General features: G+C 73.9%; 23 protein-coding genes. 10 read left to right on the forward strand and 13 right to left on the reverse strand.

Annotated features, from left to right (window positions below; genetic code table 11):
• Positions 1 to 518: 518 nt before the first annotated feature.
• The 5 genes from AB0C78_RS11135 to AB0C78_RS11155 all read right to left on the reverse strand — a co-directional run bounded on the left by AB0C78_RS11135 (position 519) and on the right by AB0C78_RS11155 (position 5,990).
• Entirely contained in the window at positions 519 to 1,235 is a 717-nt protein-coding gene (locus AB0C78_RS11135; protein ID WP_360745196.1) for a type II secretion system F family protein, read from the reverse strand.
• Positions 1,232 to 2,383 (reverse strand): TadA family conjugal transfer-associated ATPase, encoded by a 1,152-nt coding sequence (locus tag AB0C78_RS11140; protein ID WP_360745199.1) that lies wholly within the window; start codon positions 2,381 to 2,383, stop codon positions 1,232 to 1,234. The genes AB0C78_RS11135 and AB0C78_RS11140 overlap by 4 nt, the downstream gene beginning before the upstream one ends.
• Positions 2,384 to 2,420: 37 nt before the next feature.
• Positions 2,421 to 3,497 (reverse strand): septum site-determining protein Ssd, encoded by a 1,077-nt coding sequence (gene ssd, locus AB0C78_RS11145; protein ID WP_360745202.1) that lies wholly within the window; start codon positions 3,495 to 3,497, stop codon positions 2,421 to 2,423.
• A gap of 1,034 nt (positions 3,498 to 4,531) precedes the next feature.
• On the reverse strand, positions 4,532 to 5,152 hold the full coding sequence (locus AB0C78_RS11150) for a pentapeptide repeat-containing protein (protein WP_360745205.1): 621 nt from the start codon (positions 5,150 to 5,152) through the stop codon (positions 4,532 to 4,534).
• 46 nt (positions 5,153 to 5,198) lie between these two features.
• Complete coding sequence (locus AB0C78_RS11155) at positions 5,199 to 5,990, reverse strand: oxidoreductase (protein ID WP_360745208.1); 792 nt, start codon at positions 5,988 to 5,990, stop codon at positions 5,199 to 5,201.
• Positions 5,991 to 6,236: 246 nt separating this feature from the next.
• Here AB0C78_RS11155 and acs point away from each other — a divergent pair, with 246 nt between their 5' ends.
• The 5 genes from acs to AB0C78_RS11180 all read left to right on the forward strand — a co-directional run bounded on the left by acs (position 6,237) and on the right by AB0C78_RS11180 (position 11,547).
• Positions 6,237 to 8,204: an acetate--CoA ligase gene (gene acs, locus AB0C78_RS11160; RefSeq protein ID WP_360745211.1), complete on the forward strand. Its 1,968-nt coding sequence runs from the start codon at positions 6,237 to 6,239 to the stop codon at positions 8,202 to 8,204.
• A 257-nt stretch (positions 8,205 to 8,461) separates the two neighbouring features.
• On the forward strand, positions 8,462 to 9,661 hold the full coding sequence (gene nhaA, locus AB0C78_RS11165; RefSeq protein WP_360745214.1) for a Na+/H+ antiporter NhaA: 1,200 nt from the start codon (positions 8,462 to 8,464) through the stop codon (positions 9,659 to 9,661).
• Between the two features lie 28 nt (positions 9,662 to 9,689).
• Entirely contained in the window at positions 9,690 to 10,121 is a 432-nt protein-coding gene (locus AB0C78_RS11170; RefSeq protein WP_360745217.1) for a phage holin family protein, read from the forward strand.
• 8 nt (positions 10,122 to 10,129) lie between these two features.
• The gene (locus AB0C78_RS11175; protein WP_360745220.1) at positions 10,130 to 11,053 is read left to right on the forward strand and encodes an alpha/beta hydrolase; all 924 of its coding nucleotides are present in this window, start codon (positions 10,130 to 10,132) and stop codon (positions 11,051 to 11,053) included.
• Between the two features lie 41 nt (positions 11,054 to 11,094).
• Positions 11,095 to 11,547, forward strand: a complete 453-nt coding sequence (locus tag AB0C78_RS11180; RefSeq protein ID WP_360745223.1) for a DUF309 domain-containing protein — start codon at positions 11,095 to 11,097, stop codon at positions 11,545 to 11,547.
• 32 nt (positions 11,548 to 11,579) lie between these two features.
• Here AB0C78_RS11180 and AB0C78_RS11185 read toward each other — a convergent pair whose 3' ends face one another.
• From AB0C78_RS11185 to AB0C78_RS11200, 4 genes are all read right to left on the reverse strand, one after another.
• A complete protein-coding gene (locus tag AB0C78_RS11185) occupies positions 11,580 to 12,776 on the reverse strand; it encodes a MarP family serine protease (RefSeq protein WP_192809031.1) in 1,197 nt (398 codons plus the stop codon).
• A 266-nt stretch (positions 12,777 to 13,042) separates the two neighbouring features.
• Entirely contained in the window at positions 13,043 to 13,639 is a 597-nt protein-coding gene (locus tag AB0C78_RS11190; RefSeq protein ID WP_360745543.1) for a CoA pyrophosphatase, read from the reverse strand.
• A 157-nt stretch (positions 13,640 to 13,796) separates the two neighbouring features.
• A complete protein-coding gene (nth, locus tag AB0C78_RS11195) occupies positions 13,797 to 14,453 on the reverse strand; it encodes an endonuclease III (RefSeq protein WP_360745546.1) in 657 nt (218 codons plus the stop codon).
• 165 nt (positions 14,454 to 14,618) lie between these two features.
• The gene (locus tag AB0C78_RS11200; RefSeq protein WP_360745227.1) at positions 14,619 to 16,868 is read right to left on the reverse strand and encodes a SpoIIE family protein phosphatase; all 2,250 of its coding nucleotides are present in this window, start codon (positions 16,866 to 16,868) and stop codon (positions 14,619 to 14,621) included.
• 228 nt (positions 16,869 to 17,096) lie between these two features.
• Between AB0C78_RS11200 and AB0C78_RS11205 the strand changes: the two genes are divergently transcribed.
• A complete protein-coding gene (locus tag AB0C78_RS11205) occupies positions 17,097 to 18,368 on the forward strand; it encodes a helix-turn-helix domain-containing protein (protein WP_225992000.1) in 1,272 nt (423 codons plus the stop codon).
• A gap of 25 nt (positions 18,369 to 18,393) precedes the next feature.
• On the opposite strand, the gene AB0C78_RS11210 is transcribed toward AB0C78_RS11205, so the two are convergent.
• Positions 18,394 to 19,857 carry a sigma-70 family RNA polymerase sigma factor gene (locus tag AB0C78_RS11210; protein WP_360745230.1) on the reverse strand — a complete coding sequence of 488 codons (1,464 nt, stop codon included), beginning with the start codon at positions 19,855 to 19,857 and terminating at the stop codon, positions 18,394 to 18,396.
• Between the two features lie 181 nt (positions 19,858 to 20,038).
• Between AB0C78_RS11210 and AB0C78_RS11215 the strand changes: the two genes are divergently transcribed.
• Genes AB0C78_RS11215 through AB0C78_RS11225 form a run of 3 tightly spaced genes read left to right on the forward strand, consistent with a single transcriptional unit; the run spans position 20,039 to position 22,875 of the window.
• Complete coding sequence (locus AB0C78_RS11215) at positions 20,039 to 20,917, forward strand: SDR family NAD(P)-dependent oxidoreductase (protein WP_360745233.1); 879 nt, start codon at positions 20,039 to 20,041, stop codon at positions 20,915 to 20,917.
• Complete coding sequence (locus tag AB0C78_RS11220; RefSeq protein WP_360745236.1) at positions 20,914 to 21,474, forward strand: carboxymuconolactone decarboxylase family protein; 561 nt, start codon at positions 20,914 to 20,916, stop codon at positions 21,472 to 21,474. Before AB0C78_RS11215 ends, AB0C78_RS11220 begins: the two co-directional genes overlap by 4 nt.
• Before the next feature lie 24 nt (positions 21,475 to 21,498).
• Positions 21,499 to 22,875: an alpha/beta hydrolase family protein gene (locus AB0C78_RS11225; RefSeq protein WP_360745239.1), complete on the forward strand. Its 1,377-nt coding sequence runs from the start codon at positions 21,499 to 21,501 to the stop codon at positions 22,873 to 22,875.
• A 2-nt stretch (positions 22,876 to 22,877) separates the two neighbouring features.
• On the opposite strand, the gene AB0C78_RS11230 is transcribed toward AB0C78_RS11225, so the two are convergent.
• Positions 22,878 to 23,504: a TetR/AcrR family transcriptional regulator gene (locus AB0C78_RS11230; protein WP_151540230.1), complete on the reverse strand. Its 627-nt coding sequence runs from the start codon at positions 23,502 to 23,504 to the stop codon at positions 22,878 to 22,880.
• 179 nt (positions 23,505 to 23,683) lie between these two features.
• On the opposite strand from AB0C78_RS11230, the gene AB0C78_RS11235 reads away from it, so the two are divergent.
• Entirely contained in the window at positions 23,684 to 24,400 is a 717-nt protein-coding gene (locus AB0C78_RS11235) for a Crp/Fnr family transcriptional regulator (RefSeq protein ID WP_151540231.1), read from the forward strand.
• A 67-nt stretch (positions 24,401 to 24,467) separates the two neighbouring features.
• On the opposite strand, the gene AB0C78_RS11240 is transcribed toward AB0C78_RS11235, so the two are convergent.
• Both AB0C78_RS11240 and AB0C78_RS11245 read right to left on the reverse strand, forming a co-directional pair.
• Positions 24,468 to 25,397 carry an MBL fold metallo-hydrolase gene (locus tag AB0C78_RS11240; RefSeq protein WP_360745242.1) on the reverse strand — a complete coding sequence of 310 codons (930 nt, stop codon included), beginning with the start codon at positions 25,395 to 25,397 and terminating at the stop codon, positions 24,468 to 24,470.
• Between the two features lie 99 nt (positions 25,398 to 25,496).
• Positions 25,497 to 26,315: an NUDIX hydrolase gene (locus AB0C78_RS11245; protein ID WP_360745549.1), complete on the reverse strand. Its 819-nt coding sequence runs from the start codon at positions 26,313 to 26,315 to the stop codon at positions 25,497 to 25,499.
• Positions 26,316 to 26,326 lie beyond the last annotated feature (11 nt).

Here is a 26,326-nt window from a genome sequence, read left to right on the forward strand (position 1 = left end):
GCCTGACGTGAACGCGTGACCTGGACGCGCGGCGCGGACGCGCGGCCTGGGCGCGTGACGTGAACGCGCGGCGTGGACGCCTGGCGTGGACGCGGGTGGCCTCGGCGGTGGTCGCGTTATCGGGGGTCGCATGGATGGTCGTGGCATGGGCGGGAGTCGCGTGGGCGGGAGTGGTACGGGTGGGAGTGGTACGGACCGTGGCATGAGCGCGGGGCATGAGCGCGGGGCATGAGCGCGGGGCATGAGCGCGGGGCATGAGCGCGGGTGGCCTCGGCGGTGGTCGCGTTATCGGTGGTGCGGGCGGTGGTGGTGCGGGCGGAAGTCGCGTGGGCGGAAGTCGTGCGGGCGGGAGTTGTGCGGGCGGGAGTCGTGCGGGAGGGAGCCGCGTAGGCGGGAGTTGTGCGGGCGGGAGTCGTGCGGGCGGGAGTTGTGGGGACGGGAGTTGTGCGGGCGGGAGTCGTGCGGGCGGGAGTCGTGCGGGCGGGAGTTGTGGGGGCGGGAGTTGTGGGGGCGGGGGGTTAGGTGGGGGATTCGGCGGATTTGGCTAGGTGGCGGGTCCAGTAGAGGCCTGTGGCGTTGAAGGCGACGCCGGTGAGCAGGCAGGCGAGGCCGGGGAGCGAGCCGCAGAGGAAGGTGAGGGGATGGGCGCCCAGGGCGGCGGCCATGCCGACGCCCAGGAGCGGCAGCGCGGCGAGGAGGCGGGCCGTTGCGCGGGGGCCCGCCAGTTGGACCGAGACGTCCTGGCGTTGGGCTTCCTCGTCGCGGAGCGCGGCGGCCAGGCCGTCCAGGACGGTGGCGAGGGTGCCGCCGCGTTCGGTGCCGATGCGCCAGCAGGCCGCGAGGAGGCGGAGGCCTTCGGCACCGGGCTCGCGCGCCAGGTCGGAAAGGTGGTCGGGGATCGACGGGGGTGGGCGTCCGGGGCTGAGGAGTTCCGTGGCTACGTGCGGGTCGAGGACGGCGGCCGAGAGGGCGAAGGCTTCTTCGGGAGTGCGGCCGGCGGCCAGTTCCGCGGCCATCCCGTCGCAGAGTTCGATGATCGCGGTGCGGCGGCGGCCGGGGCGTCCCCGGCGTTCCCTCATCGTTTCGATGCGGGTTCGGAGGGCGGGCAACGGACCGCCGGGGGCCGGGGCGGGAGCGACGATGTGGGAGAGGCGCGCGCTGGCGGGGGACGGGCCGAGCAGCAGCCAGGCGGACGCGGCGGAGCAGAGGACGGCGAGCCCGGCAGCGGTGGTCATGGCGTCCACCCCAGGCGAGCCGCGAGGATGTCGGCTCCTGCGCCGGGGACCGTCTGCCCGGCGGCGGTGAACGTGACGGCGGGCAGGACGCCGACCAGGCCGTCGGCGGCGCGGCGCAGCAGGCAGACCTCGGCGACGCGGCGGCGGGCGCCGCCCGGCTCGCGGACCAGGTGGACGACGATGTCGAGCGCGGCGGCGAGCTGGCTGTGGACCGCCTCACGGGAGAGGCCGGCGGCGCAGGCCAGCGCCTCCAGGCGGGCCGGCACGTCGGCGGCGGTGTTGGCGTGCAGGGTGCCGCAGCCGCCTTCATGGCCGGTGTTCAATGCCTGCAGAAGTACTACAACTTCAGGGCCTCTCACCTCGCCTACCACCAGGCGGTCGGGGCGCATGCGGAGGGCTTGGCGGACGAGGTCGTTCAGCGTGACGCCGCCTGCGCCCTCCACGTTGGGCGGGCGGGCTTCGAGGCGGACGACGTGGGGGTGCGCCGGGCGCAGCTCGGCCGAGTCTTCGACCAGCACCAGCCGCTCCCCAGGGTCGGTCAGCGAGAGGAGGCTGCTCAAAAGCGTGGTCTTTCCCGTTCCGGTTCCTCCGGTGATGAGGAAGGCGGTGCGGGTCTCGATCAACGCGGAGAGCAGGGCGGCGCCTTCGGGCGGGACGGTACCGGTCGCGACGAGTTCGGCGAGGGTGAAGGCGCGCCGGCGGGGGAGGCGGAGCGACAGGCAGGTGCCGTTCGCCGCGACCGGTGGGAGGACGGCGTGCAGCCGGACTCCGCCGGGCAGCCGCGCGTCGGCGTACGGGGACGCGTCGTCGAGGCGGCGGCCCGCGGCGGCGGTGAGGCGCTGGGCGAGGCGGCGCACAGCGGCCTCGTCCGGGAAACGGACGTCGGTGCGGACGAGCCCGGAACCGGCGTCGATCCACACCTCGCCGGGGCCGTTCACGAGGACGTCCGTGACCTCGGGTGACCGCAGCAGCGGCTCGAGCGGGCCCGCGCCGACGAACTCGGCGCGCAGTTCGTCGGTGAGCGCGAGGACCTCGCGGTCGCCGAGGAGCCTGTCCTCGGCGCGCAGCGCCGCGGCGACGCGTCCGGCGGTGGCCTCGCCGCCCGCGTCGGCGAGCCTGTCCCTGACGGCGGACGAGAGCCTGGTCACGACGCCTCCGCACGGGCGGTCAGGTGGTGCGGCGCTTTCACGCTGCCTCCTCGCGGTACGCGTAGGGCTGGAGGGCGAGGTCGGCGAGGAGGCGGGCGCAGAAGTCGGCGAGGGGGCCGCGGCGGCAGGCGCGGGCGAGGCCGCCCTCCTCGATCGCGGCGGGGAGGCGGCGGTCGCGTTCGTAGACGCCGACGACGGGGAGGCCGAGGGCCTGCGTGACCGCGCCGGGGGTCAGGCCGCCCGGGGACGGGCCCTGCACGACGAGGCGGAGGTCGGGGGTGTCGCGGCGCAGGGCGGCGGCGAGGCCGTCGGCGGCGACGGTGGCGCGGACCTCGGCCGGGACGAGCAGGAACGTGACGTCGGCGGTGCGCAGCGCGGCACGGCCGATGTCGCCGGGGAAGCGGGGCACGTCGGCGATGATCAGGTCGTAGCCGCGGGCGGCGGCGTCGAGCAGGGAGACGACGGCCGCGTCGGCGATGGGGACGGACTCGCCGCGCCGCCAGGACAGCACGGACAGGTCGCCGGAGGACGGCAGCGTGTCGCGGAGGGTCGCGGCGTTCAGCCGGCCGTGCCGCTCGGCCAGGTCGGGCCAGCGGGCGCCTTCGTGGCCTTCGAGCCCGAGCATGAGGTCGACGCCGCCGCCGAGGGGGTCGGCGTCAACGAGGAGGGTGCGCAGGCCGCTGCCCGCCGCGGCGAGGCCGAGCGCTGCGGACAGGACGCTGGCGCCCACGCCGCCGCGGGACCCGACGACGCAGAGGGTGGTGGCGCGGCCGGCGTCGGGTTCGCTCGCGGCGGCGAACGCGTCGATCAGCCACTGCTCGTGGTCGGGCAGGACGGCCACGTCCTGCGCGCCGATCCGGACGGCGGCCTGGTACGCCTCGGGGGTGGCCGCGCCGGCGACCAGGACGACGCCGCCGCGGCGGGGGAGGCCGGCGGACGCGACGTCGCCGGCGGCGTCGGCGCCGACCAGGACGAGCGCGGGCCAGGTCCAGGCGGCGCGGGCCTCGCCGGGACCGGGGGCGACCTCGGCGTGCGCGTCGGCGGCCGCGGCGAGGCGGAGCAGGGCGTCGGCGGTGGCGGGGTCGGCGGTGATGATCAGTGCCGCGATGTTCATCGGATCCTCCAGTGGCGTTCAGAGGACCCCAGCGTGCGGCGCCGCGGCCGGGCGGCGAAAGCGTTCCGTGAATTGTGGATAACTCTCCGCGTGGCCCGAGCGGCCGGGCCGGGGAGGCCCTAGTGGGCGGGGCGGAGAAGGAGGCGGCGGGCGGGCGGTGGCGTGGAGGATCTGGACACGCCACCGCCCGCCCGCCGCATGTTTGGGCGACCCCCGCCGGGGGGGAGAGCGGGGGTCGCCGAACGGTCCGGCTCCGGGGGGGTAGAGCCGGTCCGTTTTCCCAAGAAAGTCTCGGGGGGAGATCGGCTGAGCCGTTAGCAAGGCCGGTCTATAGGAGAGGCAAACTCGTTGCCTCCAGTCTAAGCAGATACAACATATGCTGCCCGACCGCCGCGAGTTCCGTCGAGTCGCAAAGTCGCCCGGAGGGCGGCGTTTATCCTCATCTGTCGATGCCGCCCCCCTCCGGATCCCCGTGCCGGACGGAGGAGCGGGCACCACAGGGGCCGTCCCCGCCCATACGGAGTGCAACGGGACGGAAGTGGGAGCGTACCGGAGAACCAAAGATTTTTCCGGCCGAGCTCCCGATCAGGGGACCAAAAAGAAACGATCACACTGCGTGATCGTTTTGGCGTCCGCAGCCGCGGTTGCGGATAGCCCGAAATTGCATGTTTCGCCCCTTATCGGGCGAAGAAGTCGGCGCGAGCGGCGCGCCGGACGGCCGCCGCGGACCGTCCGGATTTCCGAATAGGGGCTTGTCAACTGGGCAAATGAGGCGTAGACAGGGTCTACGGACCACGTGTCCGGGCACGGCAGCCGGGCACCCACGCGCGACCAGCCGCGGGAGGCGCGCCGAGACGGGCTTGACCCGATCCGGCGATTGTGAGGTGCACGCTTGGTAACCCGGTGTGACGTGATCGGCGGCGGCGCTCCTTGGCGGGCGCCGTTCGCTGTGTCCGACACCGCACTCCCCGCCACCGCACACCCCGCCGCAAGCCCCGGTGCACAAGCAGCCGCACAGGCCGTCCTATAGGCCGTCAGTCGCCGCGCACGTCCAGGCCGAGGGCCGTCGCGAGCACGACCGCCTGGTACGGGTCGATCACCGCGCCCTTCAGCTCGACGGTGTGCGGGTCGATCGACGAGATGTCGCTGCCGCGCAGGTCGCAGCGGGACAAATCGGCGCGGTGCAGCCAGGCGCCCGACAGGTCCAGGCCGCGGAGCGTGGCGCCGGCGCAGCGCGCGCCGGTGAGGTCCGCCTCGCGCAGCCGGACGTCGGTGAACGACGCGCGCCGCAGGTCGGCACCCGGCAGCCCGGTGAACGACCAGTCCCCGCCGGTCACCTTCATCAGGTCGTACGTGCAGCCGTCGAACATCCCGCCGACGACCTTGCAGCCGGCGAAGGTCGCGTCGAAGAAGCCGCAGCGGACGAACGTGCAGTTCAGGAATGCCGCGTCGGTGTGCGTGGACGCGTTGAACCGGACGCCGCGGAAGGTGCACTCGGTGAACACCGCGCCGGTGCCGGTCGCCTCCGTCATGTCGACGTCCACGAACAGCACGCGTTCGTGCCGCTCACCGGTCAGGTCGCGCGAGTCCCAGTCGGCGGACGCGATGGTGGTCTCGGTGGGCGCCGCAGGGCGCCCGTCCTTCCGTTCGGCCATACCGGCAGCATGGCGTGCCGGGCCGACAGAACGGCCGGCGGGACCGTCAACCCCGCATGAAGGCTTCGCAGATGGCCTGCGAGTCGCGGGCCGCCGCGGCCACGGCGGCCGAGCAGTGCGCGAGCCACTGCGCGACGCCTTCGGACGTCCCCGACGCATAGGCGCGGAGTGCTTCGGCATAGTCGCCGGCCAGTTCCGCATGGCCGACCTCTGGCGCGACCAAGGATTTCGGGTCGAGGCCGCGGGCGACGAGCGTGATCCGCTGCGCGGCGCGGGCGATGATGCCGTCGCCCCAGCCGAACGGCCGCAGCGTCAGCAACTCGCCGTGGACGACGGCGGCGACCACGAGCGCGGGGGCCTTGGTGGGCTGGGTTAGGAGCCCGCTGAGGGCGTCCAGGCGCGCCGCCACCTCCGCAGGCGAGGGCGGGTCGCCCAGCCCGAGGACGTCCTTCACCGGCTGGTCGTCGGCACGGGGACGTCCGAGGTCGGCGCTGTCGACGGCGTCCGCCGCGGCCAGCACGTGCAGCCGCGCAAGGACCTGACGGGGGGCCTGCCGCCACGTCTCGGTCAGCGTGCCGAGTTCCGCCGACACCCGAAGCGCCCCCTGGACGACCGGGTCCGTCGGGTTCTCGGTGGTGCGCAGATCCTCAAGGGTGACCGAGGCGCCTTCCAGCACGGCGGACGCGCGCGCGCCGCGCAGTGCCGACTCCGTGGACACCTCGGCGCTGCGGCGCCGCAGGATGCGGTGGCCCAGCAGCCGGTCCACGGCGGAGCGCGCGTCGGCGACGGCGTCCGCGACGCCGGGCAGGTTCGCTATCTGAGCAAGGGCATCGGTCACGGCCCGACCCTATGCGGTCGCCGGTATCGCTCGCGCAACCCCCCTGCGCGCGCGTAGAACGGAGGCGGTTCCCGAGGCGCAGCACCGGGAAGGCACTGTGTGTCGGGCATCACAGCCATCATCCGGAGCCGTGAGCGCCGGTCGCGCTCTTCCTCGACACTCGGGAATGCGGCCTTGTGGGGGCGGGTCCTTCCTGGTGGAGTGGGGATACCGGGCGACCCCCGTTCAGCTAGCAAGGAGTACGCGTTGAGCCAGAGCCAAGAGACACTGTCGAACCTTCTGCAGGAGACGCGGAGCTTCCCCCCGCCCGCCGAGCTCGCCGCAGCGGCGAACGTCAAGGCCGAGGCGTACGACGAGGCCGCCGCGGACCGCCTGGGCTACTGGGCGAAGCAGGCCGAGCGGCTGACCTGGTCCAAGCGCTGGGACGAGATCCTGGACTGGAGCAACCCGCCGTTCGCCAAGTGGTTCGTCGGCGGCGAACTGAACGCCGCCTACAACTGCGTCGACCGGCACGTGGAGGCCGGCCTCGGCGCCAAGATCGCCTACCACTGGGAGGGCGAGCCCGGCGACACCCGCACGCTCACCTACGCCGACCTGCAGCGCGAGGTGAACAAGGCCGCGAACGCCCTGCTGGAGCTGGGCGTCCGCAAGGGCGACCGGGTCGCGATCTACCTGCCGATGATCCCGGAGCTGCCGATCTCGATGCTCGCGTGCGCGCGGATCGGCGCCACCCACTCGGTGGTGTTCGGCGGCTTCTCCTCCGAGGCGCTGCGCACCCGCATCGACGACGCGCAGGCCAAGCTCGTGATCACCGCCGACGGCGGGTACCGGCGCGGCAAGCCGTCCGCGCTGAAGCCGACCGTGGACGAGGCGGTCGCGCAGACCCCGACGATCGAGCACGTGCTGGTGGTCCGCCGTACCGGCGAGGACGTCGCGGAGAACGAGCGGGACGTCTGGTGGCAGGACCTGGTGGAGCGGCAGAGCGACCAGCACACCGCCGAGCCCATGGACGCCGAGCACCCCCTGTACATCCTGTACACGTCGGGGACGACGGGTAAGCCGAAGGGCATCCTGCACACCACGGGCGGGTACCTGACGCACGTCTCCTACACGCACAGCGCGGTGTTCGACCTGAAGCCGGAGACGGACGTCTACTGGTGCTCCGCCGACATCGGCTGGGTGACGGGCCACTCCTACATCGTGTACGGGCCGCTCGCCAACGGCGCGACCAGCGTGATGTACGAGGGGACGCCTGACACGCCCAACAAGGGCCGCTGGTGGGACATCATCCAGAAGTACAAGGTGTCCATCTTCTACACGGCGCCCACGGCGATCCGCACGTTCATGAAGTGGGGCGACGACATCCCGGCGCAGTACGACCTGTCGTCCCTGCGCGTACTGGGGTCGGTGGGCGAGCCCATCAACCCGGAGGCGTACGTCTGGTACCGGGAGAACATCGGCGCGGGCCGGACGCCGGTGGTCGACACGTGGTGGCAGACCGAGACCGGCGGCATCATGATCAGCCCGCTGCCGGGCGTGACGGCCGCCAAGCCGGGCGCGGCGATGCGCCCGCTGCCGGGCGTGTCCGCGCAGGTGGTGGACGACCAGGGCGAGCCGGTGCCGAACGGCGGCGGCGGGTTCCTGGTGCTGACCGAGCCGTGGCCGGGCATGCTGCGGACGATCTGGGGCGACGACGAGCGGTACATCAAGACGTACTGGTCGCGCTTCGAGGGCAAGTACTTCGCCGGCGACGGCGCGAAGAAGGACGAGGACGGCGACATCTGGCTGCTCGGCCGCGTCGACGACGTGATGCTGGTGTCCGGGCACAACATCTCCACGACGGAGGTGGAGTCGGCCCTCGTGTCGCACCCGAAGGTGGCGGAGGCGGCGGTCGTCGGCGCGACGGACCCGGTGACCGGGCAGGCGATCGTGTCGTTCGTGATCCCGCGCGGCAGCGCCGGCGAGGAGGTCGAGGGCGAGGAGTTCCTCAAGGAGCTGCGCGACCACGTCGCGAAGACGCTCGGCCCGATCGCCAAGCCGCGGCAGATCATGATGGTGCCGGAGCTGCCGAAGACGCGGTCCGGCAAGATCATGCGGCGGCTGCTGCGGGACGTGGCGGAGAACCGCAGCATCGGCGACGTGTCGACGCTCGCCGACAGCACGGTGATGGACCTGATCTCCGAGAAGCTGCCCAGCGCCAAGTCCGAGGACTGACCGGACGGCTTCAAGACGGCCCGTGGCGGGAGCGCGAGAGCGGCGCTCCGGCGCGGGCCGTCGCGCGTCCGGAGGCTTGGGGCGGTGATCGGGCGGGTAGCCTGGTGATCAGGTGTGCCGGGAAGTCTGGTCGGCGATGGACGCCCCCTTCCGCGGCACCGTGCGGGCGGGGCTCCGCGTCCGGACCGTCCGCCGCCTTCCGGGGGTATCTCATGCCACGCCCGTCCACTGCGCCCGAAAAGCGCCGTATCGCCCATGTGTGGCCGTTCCGGCCGACGGTCCGGTACGGCGGGCAGGTCGCCGCGGCGCTGCGCACGGAGACGGTCGGCGGCATCGTCATGCTGCTCGCCACGGTCGCCGCGCTGGTCTGGGCGAACACCCCGTGGGCGGACGCCTACAGGAGCCTCCAGGGCCACGAGCTGAGCCCGCACTGGCTGGGCCTGGAGCACATGGACGTGCAGCACTGGGCGTCAGGCGGGCTGCTGGCGGTGTTCTTCTTCATCGCCGGCCTGGAGCTGCGCGAGGAGCTGGCGCACGGGGAGCTGCGCGACCCGCGGGACGCGGCGCTGCCGGTGATCGCGGCGGCGGCGGGCGTGGCGATGCCGGCGCTGATCTTCGTGGCGGTGAGCGCGGGCGAGCCGGGGGCGCTGCGCGGCTGGGCGGTGCCGACGGCGACCGACATCGCGTTCGCGCTGGCCGTGCTGGCGGTGACGTTCTCGTCCTGCCCGGCGCCGCTGCGCGCGTTCCTGCTGACGCTGGCGGTGGTGGACGACCTGATCGCCATCACCATCATCGCGCTGTTCTACACGGAGACGCTGCACTGGGCGTGGTTGGGCATAGGCGTCGTCCTCATAGCAACCTACGGGCTTCTACAGCGCAGGGACATAAGGTCCCCGTGGCTGTACCTGCCGATCGCGGTGCTCGCCTGGTACTGCGTGCAGCGCAGCGGCATCCACGCGACCGTCGCAGGTGTCGCCCTGGGGATGTTGACCAGCTCGCGGGAGACGCCCGATGGCCGGCCCACGAACGCGGAGCGGGCCGACCACGTCCTGCGGCCGCTGTCGGCGGGGTTCTGCGTGCCCGTGTTCGCGTTCCTGTCGGCGGGCGTCGCGCTCAGCGGGTCCGCGCTGAACGCCGTTCTCGGTGATCGGGTGGCCCTCGGTGTGATCTGCGGTCTGGTGATCGGTAAGTTCGTGGGGGTCCTCGGCGGCGCCTGGACGGCCGTACGGGTCGGCCTGGCGACGCTCGGGGAGGACCTGCGCTGGCGGGAGATCGCGGGAGTCGCGATGCTCGCCGGGGTGGGTTTCACCGTTTCCCTGCTGATCGGCGGTTTGGCCTATACCGACCCGTCCCGATTCGAGAGAGTGACGACTGCGGTCCTGATCGCGAGCATCATCGCCTCGGCGGCCGCCGCCGTCGTCTTCCGGAGGAGGGCGCGCCCGCGCCCGGCGGAGTGACGGCCGACCTGGAATGGAGAGGAGCGCCATGTCCGAGGCACTGCCCGGCGAGAGCGTTGAGGACAAGTCCCTCGGCGAGCTCGTCGCGCTGGCGTCCAGCAACGTCTCCGCGCTGGTCAGGGCGGAGATCGACCTGGCCAAGCTGGAGCTGAAGGCGGACGCGAAGAAGGCCGCCTACGGCAGCGTGATGTTCACCATCGCCGCGCTGATCGGCGGGCTGATCGTCATCCTGCTGTCGATCGCGCTGGCGTACGGGCTCGTCGCCGCCGGGCTCTACCACTGGGCCGCGTTCCTGGTCGTGTCCGGCATCTACCTGGTGCTCGCGGCCGGCCTGATCGGCTTCGGCTACCTGCGCATCCGCAAGATCGACGGGGCGAAGCGGACGCGCAGGACGCTCAAGGACGACTTCGCGGCGCTGCGGCACCGCGGCGACTCGGACACCCCCGCCCTGACGGACTGACCCCTGCCATGTCCGGGCACGACACGTCCCTGGTCGAGGTCGACGGACCGTGGACGCACCGGGCCGTCAGCGCGGGTGGTACGCGGTTCCACATCGCGGAGGCCGGGGAGGGGCCGCTGGTCCTGCTGCTGCACGGCTTCCCGCAGTTCTGGTGGTCGTGGCACCACCAGCTGGTGTCGCTGGCCAATGCCGGCTACCGGGCGGTCGCGGTGGACCTGCGCGGCTACGGCGGCAGCGACAAGCCGCCGCGCGGGTACGACCTGATCACGCTGGCGGGTGACGCCGCGGGGCTCGTGCGCGCGCTCGGCGAGGCCAACGCGGTCGTGTGCGGGCACGACTGGGGCGGGCTGCTGGCGTGGACGACGGCGGTGTACCACCCGAAGATCGTCCAGCGGCTGGCGGTGGTGGGGGCGCCGCATCCGCTGCGGCTGCGGCAGTCGGTGCTGGGCGACCCGCGCGGGCAGGGGTGGGCGACGCGGCACACGTTCGGCTTCCAGGTGCCGATGTGGCCGGAGCGGCGGCTCGTCCGCGACGACGGGGAGCTGGCAGGGCGGCTCCTACGCGACTGGTCCGGTCCGGGGTGGCCGGACGAGCGGACGGAGCGTTTCGTGCGGAAGGCGGTGCAGATTCCGGGGACGGCGCACTGCGCGCTGGAGTACCACCGCTGGCTGATCAGGTCGCAGGCCCGTCCGGACGGCATCCGCTACGCGCACCGTATGCGCACCCCTATCCAGGCGCCCACGCTCCAACTGCACGGTGCCCTCGATCCGTGCACGCTCCCTTCCAGTGCTCAGGGCTCGGGGCGCTACGTGGCGGCGCCGTACCGGTGGAAGCTGATCGAAGGGGCGGGGCACTTCCCCCACCAGGAGCGTCCGCGCGCGTTCGACGCGCAGCTCCTCAGGTGGCTCGCCGACCCGGAGCCCGACAGCTGACGCGGCCCGCACCATGGACGGGCCCCGCGTACGGTTGAGGCATGCGGGATCGTGACGAGTCCGGACGCCCACGCAACGCACGGCCGCGCGACGCGTACGGCCGTCCCCTGCCGCACGGCGCCGCCGGAGTGCCGACCATGCCGGACGACCTCGACATGCCGCCCGCGGAGGCCCTGGTGGAGGCGCAGCGCCTCCTCGACGAGGATCGGCCCTTCCACGCGCACGAGGTCCTCGAAGCCGCCTGGAAGGCCGCTCCGGAGGCAGAACGGGAGCTGTGGCGAGGGCTCGCCCAGGTCGCCGTGGGGATCACCCATCTGCGGCGCGGGAACCTACGCGGTGCGCAAGCACTGCTGAGCCGCGCCGCCGACCGCATCGAACCGTACGGCGAGGCCCCTCCGCACCACATCGACGTGGACGGCATCGTCCGGCGGGCGCGCGCGCTGGCGGACCACCCCGAGGACGCCCCGGTGAAGCTCCGCCTCACCACGCCCTAGGCCCACCCCACCAGGCAGGGCCAGGGCCGGGGTCAGTCGGAGCAGCTCTGCGTGCCGACCGGCTTGGTGAGGGACGCGCCGTCCCTGGCGTCCGGCGCGACCTCCTCGGCCGTCAGCGCGTACCCGGTCGACGGCGTGTCCAGCGCCGCCGCGAAGATCACACCGTAGACGCGGCCCTCGGTGGACAGCAGCGGCCCGCCCGAGTTGCCCGGCTCGACCTTCCCGCGGATCGCGTAGATCTCGCGGCTGACCTGCCCGGCGTGGTAGATGTCCGGGCCGCGCGCCGTCTGCCGGGCGCGGATCCGGGCGGCGCCCGGGGTGAACGGCTGGTTCTTCGGGAACCCGGCGATGATCGCGCTGTCGCGGACCCGCGCCTCACCGGCGAACTTCAGCGGCTGCGCGTCCAGGTCCGGCACGTACAGCACCGCGATGTCGCGCTTCGGGTCGTACAGCACGACGCGGCCGCGGGTCCGGTTCCCGGTGCGGGACTCCACGATCGACGGCCCCTGCGCGCCCGCGACGACGTGCGCGTTCGTCATGATGTGCTGCGGCGCGAACACGAACCCGGTGCCCTCGATGCGGCGCTGGCACTGCGGCGCGGTGCTGACGACCTTGACGATGCTGTTCTTCGCCTCGCGCAGGCCCGCGGTGTTCAGCACCGACTCGTCCGGCGGCGGCACCTGCACCACCGACTCGCCGCCGAGCCCGTTGAAGACCTGCGGGAACTCGCTGCTCTTCACGAACCCCTGGAACGAGGTGAACCAGGTCTGCGCCTGCGCCGGCATCACCCCGTTGATGCCCTTTATGATCGTCGAGCCCTTGACCTGGGTGCGCACCGGCCGGAACTCCGAGTTCGCCACCAGGTTCCCGAAGAACCAGGCGACGACCAGCAGCGACAGCGCGCTGACGACGGTGCCGCCGACCGCGTCCGCGGTGCGCGCGTTCAGCCCGGTCACCCGGTTGCGCAGCACCGCGCCGACCGACGAGGCGATCAGCTGCCCGAGCGTGGCGGCCAGGAACGCGACCACGATGGCGAGCAGCGCCTGCTGCGCGGCCCCGTTCACCGTGGCCTCGGCGATCGGCGGCGCGATGAGCACCCCGATCACGCCGCCGCCGACGAAGCCGACGAAGCTCAGCAGGCTGACGATGAAGCCCTGCCGGTACCCCGAGACTCCGAACAGCACGACGAGCACGAGCAGGATGAGATCGAGAACGTGGTCGTGCAGCACCGCTTCACCGTATAGGGCGCCGGGCCCGCTTCACGTCCCCTCACCGGACCAGTTTGGGCTGCGGCGGATGACCGTGCAGGGCGACGCGGCGCCGGGCCCGTCCGCGCCTGGGATGACGGCACCGTCCTGACCTGCGCGAACTTCGGGGGCGTCCGGAAATGCCCGCGCGGACCCGCCGGAAGTGCCCGCGGAGACGCCGGAAGTGCCCGCGGAGACGCCGGAAGTGCCCGCGGACGTGCCGGAAACCCGTACGGGGGCGCCGGACGTCAGCCGCGGGACGCGAGGCTCAGCACGTCCGGCGGCAGGTCCTCGACGCGGCCCGGGTCCCAGGGGCGGTCCCAGCCGCCCGCGACCAGCACCTGCGTCAGCACCGCCGCGGTGAACCCCCAGACCAGCATGCCGCCGGCGCGGAACGCCGGGCCCATCCGGAGCCCGGACGGGTGCCGGACCGTCAGCCGGTTCGCCGGGTCGGCGAGGTCGGCGATCGGGACCCGCGCGACCAGCGCCACCTCGCCGGGATGGCCGGGCGCGACCTCCGACGGCTCCCGCCACCAGCCCGCGACGGGCGTGACGCGGTGCCGGCTGTGCGACAGGTACAGCTCGGGGAGCGTGCAGAGCACGTCCACCCCGGACGGCTCGACGCCGGCCTCCTCCCACGCCTCCCGCAGCGCCGCCGCGACCGGCCCGTCGTCGCCGGGGTCGATCCGCCCGCCGGGGAACGCGGGCTGCCCGGCGTGCTTGGACAGCGTCGCGGCCCGCTCGGTGAGCAGCACGTCCGGGCCGTCCGGTCCCTCGCCGAACAGGATGAGCACGGCGGCGGCGCGGGCGCCGGGCTGCGGCTCGAACATCGGCGGCACCGGCAGCCGCGGCGCCTCGGCGCGGAAGCGGTCGAGCCACGGCGGGCAGGTGGATGCGGTCTCGGTCACGCCACTCCCAACTCCGGAACGCCCGCGTTCCTTCCCCATGGGAAGGCTCCCGTCACCTTCCCGCGCACGCGAAGACCGCTCACGAGAACGGCGCTCACGAGAACGGGCCGGGCTTGACGAGCTTGCGGGCCGCCTCGGCGTCGACCGGCCCCGTCCCGTAGGACGGGCAGTCCTTGGCGAGCGGGCAGGCCCCGCAGGCGGGACGGCGCGCGTGGCAGATCCGGCGGCCGTGCCAGATCAGCCGGTGCGACAGCATCGTCCAGTCCTTGCGGGGGAACATCTCCCCGATCTCCTTCTCGACCTTCACCGGGTCGTCCTCGGCGGTCCAGCCGAACCGGTTGACCAGCCGCCCGAAATGGGTGTCGACGGTGATGCCGGGCACGTCGAACGCGTTGCCCAGCACGACGTTCGCGGTCTTGCGGCCGACGCCCGGCAGGGTGACGAGGTCCTCCAGCCGTCCCGGGACCTCGCCGCCGAACCGGTCGCGGAGCGCGGCCGACAGGCCCATCACCGACTTGGTCTTGGCGCGGAAGAACCCGGTCGGCTTCAGCAGCGCCTCGACGTCTTCGGGATCGGCACCGGCCAGATCCTCGGGGGTCGGGTACTTCGCGAACAGCGCCGGGGTCGTCAGGTTCACCCGCTTGTCGGTGGTCTGCGCCGACAGGACGGTCGCGACCAGCAGCTGGAACGGGGTGCCGAAGTCCAGCTCACAGTGCGCGTCGGGGTAGGTCTCGGCCAGTATCCGGTTCATCCGCCGGGCCCGCCGCACCAGCCCGATCCGGGTCTCGTTCCGGAACCGGCGCGCCCGCGCCGCCCCGCCCGGCACGGCCTTCCCGGCCCCCGTCTCCTCAGCCATGCGACTCAGACTAGAGCGCCCGGCGGCCGGAGCACGCGAAGACGGCCGCGCCCCGGGCCGTCACCCGAGGTCACCGAGATCGCCCAGATCTCCGAGGTCGCCGAGATCGTCGATGTCATCGATGTCATCGATGTCATCGATGTCGCCGAAATCGCCGAAGCCGGGGAGACCGCCGGGCGGGCCCTGGGCGAGCAGCGACTGCTCCGCCCAGATGGTCTTCCCGTTGGCGGTATGGCGCGTCCCCCAGCCCTGGGTGAGCTGCGCGACGAGGAGCAGGCCCCGGCCGCCCTCGTCGAAGACGCGGGCGCGGCGCAGGTGCGGGGCGGTCTCGCTGCCGTCGGAGACCTCGCAGGTCAGCGTCCGGTCCAGGATGAGCCGCAGCCGGATCGGGCCCTCGGCGTGCCGGATCGCGTTGGTGACCAGCTCGCTCACCACCAGTTCCGTCACGAACGCGGCGTCGCCGATGCCCCACTCCGACAGCTGCTCCGTGACCTTCCGCCGGGCGTCGGCGACGACGGCGGGATCGGCGGGCAGGTCCCAGGTGGCGACCTGGTCCGCCTTCAGGACGCGGGTCCGGGCGACCAGCAGGGCCGCGTCGTCCACCGGCCGGTCGGGCATCACCGAACCGAGGATGTTCTCGCAGGTCGTCTCCAGCGACGCGGACGTCCGGGTGAGCGCGCGGCGCAGCCGCTGCAGGCCGGCGTCGATGTCGTTGCCGCGGGACTGGACCAGGCCGTCGGTGTAGAGGACGAGGGTGCTGCCCACGGGGATCTCCATGTCGACGCTCTCGAACGGCAGGCCGCCGAGGCCGAGCGGCGGGCTCGCGGGCACGTCCACGAAGTCGACGGTGCCGTCCGGGGTGACGAGCGCGGGCGGGCAGTGCCCGGCGCGGGCGATGCTGCACATCCGGGAGACCGGGTCGTACACCGCGTACAGGCACGTTGCCCCGAGGTCGGGGTCCTGCTCGCCGGGCCCGGTGGCGTCCGCCTCCGACGCGAACCGGCCGACGAGGTCGTCGAGGTGGGTGAGCAGCTCGTCCGGGGGCAGGTCGATGTCGGCGAGGGTGCGCACGGCGGTCCGGAGCCGGCCCATCGCGGCGGACGCGTACAGCCCGTGGCCGACGACGTCGCCGACGACGAGGGCGACCCGCGACCCCGACAGCGGGATCACGTCGAACCAGTCCCCGCCGACGCCGTTGTGCGCGCTCGCGGGCAGGTAGCGGCCCGCGACCTCCACCGCCGACTGCTCCGGGAACCGCTGGGGCAGCAGGCTGCGCTGCAGCGCCAGCGCGGTGGCGCGCTCGCGGCTGTAGCGGCGCGCGTTGTCGAGGCAGACGGCGGCCCGCGCGGTGAGCTCCTCGGCGATCAGCACGTCGTCCGGTTCGAACGCCTCGCGGTCGCGGCCGCGCAGGAAGGTGGCGACGCCGAGGGTGATCCCGCGGGCCCGGATCGGCACGCTGAGGAACGAGTGCAGGCCGTGTTCGACGACGGCCCCGATCCGGTCGGGGTTGCCCTCGATCGAGGGCAGGAAGCCGGGATCGCCGAAGCCGGTCAGCACCGGTTCGCCGCTGGTCAGGGCGCGGACCGAGGGGAACGACTCGGGGTAGTGGTCGATGTCGCCGAGCCGCACCGCGCTCGGCACGTCCCCGCCGGCGGACCCGTGCGCGGCGCGCCGCATCACCACGGTGGCCGGGACGGGCCCCGGGCGCGGCTCGCCCTCGCCGGTCATGGAGTCGAGCAGGTCGACGATGGCGACGTCGGCCAGCCGCGGCAGCACCACGTCGACCAGCTCCCGGGCGGTCTTGGTGACGTCCAGGGTGCTGCCGATGGCGGTGCTCGCCTCGTTGACCAGGGCCAGCCGCTGCCGCGCCCGGTACTGCTCGGTGATGTCGAGGACCCCGACCCACACCGCGCACGTCCGGCCGTGCTCGTCCTTGAGCGGGGCGATGGTCACCGACCAGGCCCGTTCGAGCTCCTCGCCGGGCACCTTGCGGTAGGTCTCCCGCTGCACCGGCTCGCCCGTGTCGAGGACCTGGCGCATGTAGCGCGCGAGCGCCTCGAACTGGGGGCCGGGCAGGGCCTCGGTGAGCCGCCGGCCGCGGATCTGGTCCTCGGTCATCTCGAACATCCGGCACATGCGGTCGTTGACGCGCAGGCACACCAGGTCCGTGTCGTGGACGGCCACCGCGAAGGGGGACTGGTCGAACGCCCACTCGGTGATCGGCGCGGACCGCGCCGACCGCGCTGCCGCGCGCCGCTCGGCGCCGGTGCCGCCGCCCAGAGGGGTGTTCGTGTGGGTGTCCAATGCCATCCGCCCCGCAGAAGTCCCTTTTCCCCCGGTTGTCGCAGGTCAGGTTGTTCAAACTACCCACCGATCGGCCGTCGACCCAGGAATCGCCGCAGCCTTGGGCAGGTCGTGACGGAACCGGCTCCGGACGGCACGGGCGCGCCCGGCCGCGAGAACTTCCGCGAAACCCCGTAATCCCGGGCGGTGCGCGCCGTCTCTATCAGCACGTCGTACCCCGCGAAGGAGATCTCATTGTCTGACTTCAGCCAGGTGGTTTCCCTTCCCGTGCGCCGCATCGAGCTCGGGCTGTCCTTCGACGGCTCCGCGCGGCTGGCCGGCGAGCTGCGCGGCGAGGTGCCCGCCGTCGCCGAGGAGGCGGCGCGGCGGATCGAGAAGCGGCTGCCCGAGCTCGTCCGGCCGCACGACCCCCGGTACGCCCGGGGCCTGGAGACGGCCGTGGAGTGCGCCATCGGCCACTTCCTGGACCTGCTGGCCGATCCCGGCGTCTCGTCCGCCGACGTGCTGGACTTCTGGTGGCGGGTCGGGGCCGGCGAGGCCGGCGAGGGGCGCACGCTCGACTCCTGGCACACGGCGATCCGGATCGGCGCCGGGGTCGCGGTCGAGGAGCTCACCGAGCGGGCCGGGCGCCTCGGCTACCGGGCCGACGCGTCCACCATGGCGGGCATCACCCACGCGATGTTCGACTACATGAACCAGCTCGCGGCGGCGGTCTCCGAGGGCCACGCCGACGCGGCGGCGCGGGCGGCCGGGTCGCAGCAGGACCACCGGCGGCGGCTGCTGGACCTGCTGCTGGGCGACCCCGCGCCCGCCGTGCGGGACCTGCGGGAGGCGGCCGGCGAGGCGGCCTGGCCGCTGCCCCGGACGGTCGCGGCCGTCGCGCTGCGCGAGGCCGGGCCGGAGACGCGGCGGCCGTCGCTGCCGCCGGACGTGCTGCTCGGCCTGCACCGCGCCGAGCCGTGCCTGATCGTCCCGGACCCGGAGGGCCCCGGCCGGGCCCGGCTGCTGGAGCGGCGGCTGGACGGCTGGACCGCCGCGATCGGCCCGGCCGTGGAGCTGACGGGCGCGGCGAAGTCGCTGCGCTGGGCGCGGGACGCGCTGGACCTGGCCGACCAGGGCCTGATCGACCGGGACCCGCTCGCCCCGGCGACCCCGATCGCCGCCGAGCTGCACATGCCGATCATCGTGATGATGCGGGAGCGGGACCTGGTCGAGAAGGTGATCGAGCGGCGGCTCGCGCCGCTGCTGGCGGCCCGTCCGGCGCAGCGGCACCGGCTCGCCGAGACGCTGCTGGCCTCGCTGGAGTGCGGGTTCAACGCGACGGCGGTCTCCGGCCACCTGCACGTGCACCCGCAGACCGTCCGGTACCGGTTCCGGCAGCTGGAGGACCTGTTCGGCGACACGATCAACGCGGATTCGGACCGGCTCGAACTGCACATGGCGCTGCGGGCCTGGCTCGCCCTCAACCCGGAGCCGTCCACGCGGGAGCAGCTCCGCTACGGCTGACCGGCGGCGCCGTGCGCGGGAGTGGTCAGCTCACGGCCCAGCCCTGGGCGGCCATTCCCGCGTACGAGGACGGTTTCAGCGTCACCGGCTGCAGGCCCGACCAGCTCGCCTGCAGGTACCAGCCGTCGCCGTTGGCGAGCCGGTACACGCCGCCGAACTGCACCAGCTTCCACACCTGGTTCGCGCCGCCGCAGGACGCCATCACCACGGAGTACTCCTGCCCGCCCTCCCACATGGGACCGGCCGAGAGCTGCCCGCGCGCCATGCATTTCCCCGTGGACACGCTGGTCAGGGTGAAGCCGCCGGCGGTGTTCTTGCGGCGCCAGGTCGTCGCCGAGCCGCTGCAGGAGCGCTGGACGACATCCGTGCCGCTGGGCGCCAGGCAGGACTGGAGGGTCGTGTTGCGCACGCGGTAGGGGCCGGTGCCCGCCGGACCGGCCCCGGCGGGCCCGCCGTTCGGGCCGCCGGGCTGCCCGCGCCCGGCGGGCTTCTTCCCGGACGCGTGGTCGGGCGCCGTTGACGCCCGGTCCGGCGCGGGCGTGCTCGCGGGGGACGCGGACGCGGCGGTCGGCGGCGCGGCCCGGGTCGTGCCGGGCGGGTCGTCGCCGCCACCGCCCGTGGCGAACAGGACGGCCAGGACGCCCGCCGCCGTGGCCGCCGCGACCCCCGCCGGGACGGCCCAGGCGGGGAACGACGCGGCCGGGGCGAGGCCTCCGAACGGGGCGGTCGGGGCGGCCAGCAGCACGGCGCCGATCGGGAGCGCCCGCCGCAGCCGCCCGTTCAGGTCGGCCATCTCCTCCGCGGTACGGCGGCACCGCTCGCAAGACTCCAGGTGACGGCGGAGCGCGCGGCTGCGGCGGCGGCCCGGCCGGCGGACGGACGCGGCGAGCTGCGCGGTGTACTCCGCGCAGTCCGGGTGCCCCTCGCAGCTCGCGGCGAGGTACGCCTGCCGGAGCCCCTCGCGGGCCCGGAAGGACAGCTGGGCGACCGCCCCCGCCTCCATCCCGAGGATCTCCGCGACGCGCTGGACGGGCTCGTCCTCGATGACGGTGTGCCACAGGACGGTCTGCCAGCGCTCGGGCAGCGACCGGAACGCGCGGACGAGGGCGTCCATCTCGTCGACGTCGGGCAGCTCCTCGGGCGGGCCGTCGGCCCATTCGGCGACCTGGTCGGTGACGACGGTGCGGCGGTCGGTGCGGGCCCAGTCCACGGCGGCGTTCCGCACGACCGTGTAGAGGTAGGGCCGGCACGCCTCGCGGGGGCCGCGGCCCTGCCGCAGCGCCGCCAGCGTCCGGGTGAACGCCTCGCTGGCGAGGTCCTCGGCGAGGTACTGGTCGCGGACGAGCCCGCGGGCGTAGCCGAGGACCGCCGCATGGTGCCGCCGGTACAGCTCGTCCGAGGCCCGCTCGTCGCCCGCGCCCGCGGCCGCCGCCAGATCGGCGTCCGGCTCCGCCCCCGCGGTCCCCGCGGTCCCCGCGCCTGTCACCACGACGACATCCAACCCAGAGCACGCATCTGATCACAACCCTCGTAGGTCGCCATCCGCCGCCCCGTAAGACGCCCGAACACTCACTTGATTACGAAGTTTCTGGAAGTTTCCTGAGCATCAGGACGCGCACCTGTGCCCGCCTTAAAAAGACGGGTCTGTTTTTTTATGCTACCGTCCCGGCATGATCTACGACTCCGCACGCTGGACGGCCACCCTCGCGGGCCGGCGCGTGCTGATCACCGGGGCGGCGCGCGGCATCGGCGCGGCGCTCGCGGCCCGGCTGCACGAGCGCGGCGCGCGGGTCGCCCTGGCCGGCCTCGAACCGGACCTGCTCGGCCCCGTCGCCGCCGGCTGCGGCGACGCCCCCTGGTGGACCTGCGACGTGACCGACCGCGACCGGGTCCATACCGTCGTAGACGAAGCGGCGCGCGCGCTCGGCGGCCTGGACGTCGTCGTGGCGAACGCGGGCGTCGCCGCACAGATGCCGGTGATCGGCGGCGACCCGGCGGTGCTGGAGCAGAGCCTGCGGGTCAACGTGCTCGGCGTCCACAACACGCTGTCGGCCGCCGGCCCCCACATCAGCCACCGGCGCGGCTACGCCCTGAGCGTCGCGTCGCTCGCCGCCGCCCTCCACCTCCCGCTGCTCGGCGCCTACAGCGCGTCCAAGGCGGCGGTCGAGGCGCTCGGCGACACGCTGCGCATCGAGCTGCGGCCCTGGGGCGCCAAGGCGGGCGTCGCCTATTTCGGCGAGCTCGACACCGACATGACCAGCCGCGGGTTCGGCACCGAGGCCGCCGCGGCGCTCTCCCAGGGGGCGCGCGCGGCGATGGTGTCGCGGGTCGCGCCCCTCAAGGCCGGGATCGACGCGCTGGAGCGCGGCATCGCCCGCCGGTCCCGCCGGATCGTCGCGCCCCGGTGGGTGGCCGCGGCGCTGCCCGCGCGCGCGGCGATCCAGCCCCTGCTGGACCGGACCGTCCAGCCGAGCCTGCGTCGCGCGCTGGAGATCGCGCGCGAGGAGCACGCCGCCCTAACCACCCCGCAAGCGGACCGCGCGCTGTGAGCGCCGCCCCGGACGCGCCGCGCGTGGCGCCCGGCGGCCGCCGCGACGTCGGGCCGCTCAACTGGCTGATCTGCGCGGTCTCCGGACGGGTCGCCGGGACCGGCCCGCCCAACCTGTTCCTGACCCTGGCGCGGCAGCGCGGCCTGTTCCGCGGCTGGCTCTGGTTCGGCGGGCGCCTCATGCCGGGCGGGAAGCTGAAGCGCCGCGAGACCGAACTGGTGATCCTCCGCGTCGCCCACCTGCGCGAATGCCGCTACGAGTTCGACCACCACGTGCGGCTCGCGCGCCGCGCCGGGGTCCGGGCGGCGGACGTCGAACGCCTCAAGGAGGGCCCCGACGCCGACGGCTGGAGCCCTCGCGAGCAGGCGATCCTCGCCGCCGCGGACGAACTGCACCACCGGCAGGACCTCTCCGACGAGACCTGGGCGCGCCTGCGGGCCCGGCTCACCGAACCCGAATGCGTCGAGCTGTGCATGCTCGCCGGCCACTACGAGATGCTCGCGACCGTGATCACCGCGCTGCGCGTGCGTCCCGACCAGCCCCGTCCGCGACGCTGACCCCAGCCCCCCGGGAGGTCCCGAATGCGCACACGACGGTTCATCACCACGACGCTGCTGCTCGCGGGAACCCCGGGGCTGGCGGTCGCCGCCGGAGCATGGCAGCCCGCCGCAGCGCAGACCACCGCGCCCGTGCGGTTCGCGGCGTCCGTGCGGTTCGCCGACGTCGCCGGCATCCACGTGGAGCGCGTCCAGCGGATCGACGACCGGCAGTACGCGGTCCGGGTCGGCACCGCCGCCCTGGGGCGGGCCGTGGACGTCCGCATCCTGCTCCCGGCGGGCTACGACGCGCTGAAGACCGCCCGGTATCCCGTCCTGTACCTGTTCCACGGGACGGGAGGGCGCGCGTCCGACTGGGTCCGGAAGGGCGGCGCCGAGGCCACCACCGCCGGGAAGCCGCTGATCACCGTCATGCCGGACGCCGGGTTCGACGGCGACGGCGGCGGCTGGTTCACCGACTGGGCGGACCCGAAGACCAAGCTCGGCCCGTCCCGGTGGGAGACGTTCCACGTCGGGCAGCTCGTCCCCTGGATCGACCGCAACCTGCGCACCGTGGCCGACCGGCGCGGCAGGGCCGTCGCGGGCCTGTCGCAGGGCGGGTTCGGCGCGATGAGCTACGCCGCCCGGCATCCCGACATGTTCGGGTCCGCGACGTCGTTCTCCGGCGCCCCCGACATCGCCTACGACCCGGTCACCGCCGCCGGCGCGTACGGCGTGATCTCCTACGTCGCGGCCGTGGACGACGGCGTCCCGCCCGACGCGATCTTCGGCTCGCGGTTCGCCGACGCGATCAACTGGCGCGGCCACGACCCCGCCACCCTCGCCGCCAACCTGCGCGCGACCCGGCTGTCGCTCTACACCGCCACCGGCCTGCCCGGGCCCCTCGACCAGGGGATCCCCGACCCGGCGGCGGTCGGGATCGAGGCCCTCACCCACCAGTCGACGCTGACCTTCCACCGCCGCATCCAGGAGCTGGGCATCCCGAGCCGGTTCGACGACTACACCTTCGGCACGCACACGTTCCCGTACTGGGCGCGGGACCTGCGGCAGGAGATCGGCCCGCTGATGCGCGCGTTCGCCCATCCGGCCCGTCCGCCGGCGAGCGTCTCCTACACCTCGATCGACCGGTCCTGGACGCAGTGGGGCTGGACGGTCTCCCTCGACCGGCGCGCACCCCGGGAGTTCAGCGAGCTCAGCGGCGCCACGTCCACCGGATTCACCCTGAGGTCGAGCGGCACCGCGACCGTCACCACGCCCGCGTCCTACCGCCCGGGCGCCCGCTACACCGTCACGACCGGAACCCGCCGCATCACCACGACGGCCACCGCGTCCGGCCGCCTGACCTTCACCCTCCCGCCGGCCCCGACCGTCCGAGCCGAGATCGCCGCCGCCTCCCGCTGAGGTCAGCCGTCGAGGACGCCGGAGCGGGCGAGGGCGCGGACGTGCTCGACGATCGGCGGGCCGACGGCGCGGAGGGCCGCCATGTCGCCGGACGCGACCGCCGGGGTCACCATCGTCCCGACCGCCGCGACGACGACCTGGCAGGCGAACCGCGCCCGCTCCCCGGTCGCGCCCATCAGGTCGGCGAGCGCCGCCGCCAGGTCGCGCTGGACGGCGGAGCGGCGCGCGACGGCCTCCGGGCCGGCGGCGAACACCTCCACCAGGAACACCCGCGCGTAGCCCGGCTCGGACGCGAGGACGTCCAGGTACACGGTGATCGCCCGCTCGAACCGGTCGGCCGGGTCGGCGCCGCCCTGCGCCGCCTCCGCGAGCCGGTCCCGCACCAGCTGCCCGGCCTGGTCGAACGCCGCCATGAAGCAGTCGAGCTTGGACGAGAACAGCCGGTAGAAGCTCTGCCGGGACACCCGGGCCCGCTTCAGCACGTCCTCCACGGAGGTGCCGGCGTACCCCTTCTCGGTCATCGCCTCGGCCATGGCGGACAGCAGGCGCCCACGGTGGACGCGGTCGACCTCCGCACGGGACAGCGCGTGGCGGCCCCGCGGGAGCCGGGAGGGCGAGGACTGCGGCACCCGATCACGATAGAGCACCCGCCCGCGGCGCCGGCCCGTCCGGAAAACGGGGAAGAGACCGGTGTGATGGCATTCACCGGATGGTCCGTACACTGGGCGAACGGGATCGTGGAGGCGGTCCTGCGTTTCGGCGCGCCGTGACCCTACCTTCACGTACGCGGTGGGACGTACGTCACACTATGCATGTAGGTGTTTCGAGGAGGAGAAGCGTGACCGACCGCGACGTGGACGTTCTGAGCAGAGCCCCGCTCTTCGAGGCCCTCGACGAGCAGGGTGCCAAGGCGCTGCGCGCCAACGTGACGGAGGTGCGCCTGGCCCGCGGCCAGACGCTCTTCAACGAGGGGGAGACGGGCGACCGGCTGTACGTCGTCCTGGAAGGCAAGATCAAGCTGACCCGGACGGCGCCGGACGGCCGGGAGAACCTGCTGAGCGTGCTCGGCCCGAGCGAGATGTTCGGCGAGCTGTCGCTGTTCGACCCGCGGCCCCGCACCGCCAGCGCGATCGCGGTGACCGAGTGCCGGCTGGCCGGGCTCGGGCACGACGACCTGCGGCCGTGGCTGACCGGGCACCCCGAGGTCGCCGTGCAACTGCTGCGCGCGCTCGCGCAGCGGCTCCGCAAGACCAACGACGTGATGGCCGACCTGGTCTTCACCGACGTGCCGGGCCGGGTCGCGAAGGCGCTGCTGGACCTCGCCGAGCGGTTCGGGCAGCCGTCCGAGGCGGGCCTGCACGTGCACCACGACCTCACCCAGGAGGAGCTGGCGCAGCTCGTCGGCGCGTCCCGGGAGACGGTCAACAAGGCCCTCGCGGACTTCGCGCAGCGCAACTGGCTGCGGATCGAGGCGCGCGCCGTGGTGATCCTCGACATCGAGCGGCTGCGCAAGCGCTCCAAGTAGGGGCCGCCCGCCCGACGAGGCCGGCGCCGGCGGCCGTCCCGGCCTCCGCTCAGCGGCGCGCGGAGCGTCAGGGGCGCTCGTCCAGGTAGTCCAGCTGCGACTGGACGGACCACTCGGCCGCCGGCCACAGCGACTTGTCGACGTCCGCGTAGACGACCTCGACGACCTCGCGGGCCGTGCGCGCGCCTGCCGCGACGGCGGCCTCGACCTGCGCGAGCCTCTCGCGCCGGTGGTCGATGTAGTGGTCGAGGGCGGCGAGCGGGTCGTCCAGTTTCGGGCCGTGCCCGGGGAGGATCACGGCCGCGTCCTGGTCGGCGGAGAACGCGCGAAGCCGGTCCAGCGAGCTCAGGTAGTCGCCGAGCTTGCCCTCCAGCACGGTGGTCCCGTAGCCGAGGACGGTGTCGCCGGTGAGGACGGCGCGGTCCGCCGGCAGCCAGAACGTGAGCGAGTCGTCGCTGTGGCCCGGGGTCTCCATGATCCGCAGTTCGAGGCCGCCGGTGGTGACGACGTCGCCCTCGCCGAGCCCCTCGTCGCCGAGCCGGTGCGCCGGGTCGAGGGCCCGCACCTTGACGCCGCCCCCCTTGCCGCCCCCCGCGAGCTCGGCGAACTTCGCGGCGCCCGCCGAGTGGTCGGGGTGGCCGTGGGTGAGCAGGACGAGCCCGACCCGCCGTCCCTGGCCGGCGATCAGGTCCGCGACGCGGCGCAGGTGCTTGCCGTCCTTGGGGCCGGGGTCGACGACGACGACCTCCTCGGCGCCGGGCTCGCCGATGATCCAGGTGTTGGTGCCGTCCAGGGTCATCGCGGACGGGTTCGGCGCGAGCACGCAGGTCGCCCGTTCCGTACCCATCCCATCGATCTCGCTCATATCGCCCATCCTGCCCGAGGCCCGATCGGGGTGGCGGACCGGGTTCCAGCCCAGCGTCTCCAGGTGCCGCAGCACGGACGTGCCGGCCAGCCGCCACATCACGGCCCGCGACCACGGCACCCGCCGCGTCACGCCCCGCCCCCCGGCGTCACGGCCCGGCCCCCGGCGTCACGCCCCGGCCCCCGGACTCGCGCCCGGGCCCCGGCGTCGGCTCGGCGTCATGTCCCGCCCCTAGCCCTTCGGGTAGTACTCGGCGGCCTTCTCGGGCAGCACCAGCCACGCCTCGCCGTCGATGATCTCGGCGGTGGGCTCGTGCACGATGATCTCGCGGGGCGCGGCGAGCGCGTCCGCGACCGTGTCGAACGCGGCCAGCTCGCTCAGCGTCGCCAGGGTCGGCGGCAGCATGAACCATTCACCGGCCTGCGCGCGTTCCACGGCCTCCGCAGGGCGCACCCACGCGACCTGGTCGGCCTCGGTGCTGACGTCGCGCGCGCGCTGCCCCTCGGGCATCGCGGCGACGAAGAACCGGGTGTCGTAGCGCTTCGGCTCGATCTTCGGGGTGATCCAGTGCGCCCACGGGCGCAGCAGGTCCGAGCGCAGCACGAGGCCGCGCCGGTCCAGGAACCCGCCGAACGACTGGGACCGGTCCAGCAGCGCCTGCCGGTCGGCCTCCCAGTCGTCGCCGCGGGTGTCGTCCACGACCGTGTCGCCGGTCGGGCCGGCCAGCAGGACGAGCGTCTCCTCGAACGTCTCCCGGACCGCCGCGCACACCAGCTCGCGGGCGGTCTTCTCGTCGGCCTTGAACGCCGCGCCCCACTCCGCGGGGGACGGCCCGGACCAGGCGAGGTCGGCCTCGCCGTCGCGCGGGTCGACCGAGCCGCCGGGGAAGACGTAGGCGCCGGGCGCGAACGCCATGGACCGCACCCGGCGCAGCATGAACGCCTGCAGGCCGTGCCGGTCGTGGTCGCGCAGGACGACGACGGTGGCGGCGTGCCGGGCGGGGGCGGGCCGCGCCCTGCCGGACAGGATGTCGTCGATCTGGTCCCGCATCGTCTCCGGCA

It is taken from the genome of Actinomadura sp. NPDC048394 (assembly GCF_040651755.1).
Classification (GTDB): domain Bacteria; phylum Actinomycetota; class Actinomycetes; order Streptosporangiales; family Streptosporangiaceae; genus Spirillospora; species Spirillospora montaniterrae.